Source organism: Cellulomonas sp. P4_B5_2 (assembly GCF_056402235.1).
The window spans coordinates 1-2394 of sequence record NZ_JBFUHU010000438.1; the positions used below are offsets into that span (position 1 = coordinate 1).

Here is a 2394-nt window from a genome sequence, read left to right on the forward strand (position 1 = left end):
CCCCCGTCTCGACCGAGCCGCCCGACACCACCTCCGCGTTCCCCGCCCAGCCGGTCCCCGGCTCGTGCACCAGCGCCGCGCCGACCGCGCGGGACGCCGGCGCGGCGGGGTCGCCGTGCACCGACACGTTGACCAGCGCGATCAGCCCGGTCTCGTGGTCGAACGCGTTGACGTGCAGCCACTCCTTGTACGCACCACGCGCAGGATCGTCCGCCGACGGGCGTCGCAGGTGGTCGCGCACGGTCAGCGCAGGACGCCGCCGTCGACCCGCGCGGGTGCGGGGCGACCGGGCAGCACGGTGGCAGGCGGGAGGCCGGAGCTGTCCGCGAGCGCCTGCACGAGGTCGACCGTGTCCTTGGCCAGCACCCACATCCCCACCATCAGGTCCAGCGGGTCGATGCGTTCGGGGTCGGTCGGCCGGTCCGCGCCCGTGGGCTCCGCGACCAGCGGCGGCAGCTCGAACGTCTCGGCGAGGTCGTCCACCAGGAGCAGGGCGGCGTCGTTGCGCAGCTGGTCGAGGACCCGGCTCGGCGGCATCGTCGAGAGCCACCGCTCGATGCCCAGCTGCTTCCAGAGCAGCGCGGCATTCGTCGCCGGGCGTCCGTGCGCCAACCCCTCCCGGAGCCGGCGGCCCTCGGTCGTCTCCGCCGTCTGCCGCCCGAGCGCCGCCACACCGGCCGCCAGTGCTCCGACGACGTCGGCCCCTGACACCAGGGAGAGCGCCGCCAGCCGGCCGGAGAGCGAGGCGACGAGTGCCGCCGTCGTCCGGCCCGCCCGGTCGGGCTCGTCGACCAGCCGGACCTCGGCGCGCGCCGTCACGCGACGACCTCCGTCACGGTGACCTCGAGCGGCACCCCCGCCGGGTGGAGCCCGCGCAGGGTCACCAGGCCGCGGTAGAGCCCGGGTGGGACGTCGCCCGGGACGCGGAGCCGGACCGTGACGCGCGCCTGCTCGGCGGGGGCGAGGAGCCGGAACGCCGGTCGTGCGTCGGCGTCGACGAACCACGTCGTGCCGTCGTCGCCGACCAGCGGGGTGAGGACGGCCGCGAGGGCTGTGTGCACCCGCTGCCGATTCTCGACGTCCAGCTGGACCTGGGCCCGGCCGCCCAGCGGCGCGGTCACCGCCAGCGCGTCCGGGGCGTCCGGTCGCAGCACCGTGCCGGGGCTGTGCGGCTCGAACATGCCTTGCACCCGCCGCAGGTACCGGAGCGTCTCGTCGACCATCCGACCCTGGAACTCGGTCTGCAGGCGCAGGATCTCGCTCAGTGCGTCGCCGGCTCCGTGCGGTGGCTCCGTCATCGACTCCCCCAGCTACAGCGTCCGGTCGATCACGTAGTGCAGCATCTCGCGCAGAAAGTGACGATAGTCCGCCGAGTCGTCGTCGCGGGAGGGGCCCAGCACGCGGGACTCGAGCTCGAGGGCCTTGCGCGAGTACCGCTGCGCCAGCGCGCGCCCGTGGTCGATCGACCCGCCCCGCCCCATGGCGCCCGCCAGCCACGCCACCTCGTCACCGTCCTTGTCCGGCCGGGGGACGGTCAGCAGGCGCAGCGCGCGCTCGCGATCCGGCGTGGGGGCCGTCCGCAGGAAGTGCAGGAGCATGACCGTGCGCTTGCCCTCCCAGAGGTCGCCGGCGGACTCCTTGCCGTAGGCGCCCTCGTCGGCCACGAGGTTGAGCACGTCGTCGGTGATCTGGAACGCGACGCCGGCGTGGAACCCGAGGGAGACGAGCGCGAGGAGCTCCTGCTCGGTGGGCCGGCCCTCCCCCGGCGGGCTGCCGCAGATCACGCCGATGCGCAGCGGCGCGATCACCGTGTACCAGCAGGTCTTCTTGTAGACCATGCGCACGTAGTCGCGGTCCTGCAGGTCGAACGTTCCGGCGGCTATCCAGTCGAGCTCGATCGCCTGACCCTCCACCGACTCGCGTGCCATCCGCTCGAACTCCCGCAGCACCAGGAGCGCCTTGCGGACGCCGATGCCCGACACGTTCTCCAGCAGCACGCCGACCGAGAGGATGTTCGTCGCGTCCCCCACGTTGATCGCCACCGGGACGCCACGGTCCGCGAACAGGGTGGCGCGGCCGCGCCGGAACGTGGAGGCGTCCTCGATGTCGTCGTGCACCAGGAAGCCGTTGTGCAGGAGCTCCAGGGCCGTCGCCGAGCCGAGCGCCTGTTCCGTGCGGCCACCCGCGGCGATGGCCGCGCTCAGGCAGATGGCAGGACGCAGACCCTTGCCCTCCCGGAGCGGGTAGTCCGCGACGAGGTCGTACAGGGGGCCGTAGCCCGTGGCCCGACGACGCGCGACGAGCTCCGCGATCTCTCCGCGCACGAGGTCGCGCGCGTCGGCGAGGACGCGCGCGACCAGTCGTTCGTCGTGGGCCATGGGCCCGTCCTACCGC

The 2394-nt window shown here is 73.9% G+C and carries 4 protein-coding genes; all 4 read right to left on the bottom strand.

Annotation, left to right across the window (positions count from 1 at the left end):
- The coding region (locus AC1DUQ_RS20775; protein ID WP_477074521.1) for a hypothetical protein at positions 1-241 on the bottom strand (241 nt) is incomplete at its 3' end.
- Between the two features lie 2 nt (positions 242-243).
- On the bottom strand, positions 244-819 hold the full coding sequence (locus AC1DUQ_RS20780; RefSeq protein ID WP_477061795.1) for a hypothetical protein: 576 nt from the start codon (positions 817-819) through the stop codon (positions 244-246).
- Positions 816-1298: a hypothetical protein gene (locus AC1DUQ_RS20785; protein WP_477061794.1), complete on the bottom strand. Its 483-nt coding sequence runs from the start codon at positions 1296-1298 to the stop codon at positions 816-818. The genes AC1DUQ_RS20780 and AC1DUQ_RS20785 overlap by 4 nt, the downstream gene beginning before the upstream one ends.
- 12 nt (positions 1299-1310) lie before the next feature.
- A complete protein-coding gene (locus AC1DUQ_RS20790; RefSeq protein ID WP_477061793.1) occupies positions 1311-2378 on the bottom strand; it encodes a polyprenyl synthetase family protein in 1068 nt (355 codons plus the stop codon).
- Positions 2379-2394 lie beyond the last annotated feature (16 nt).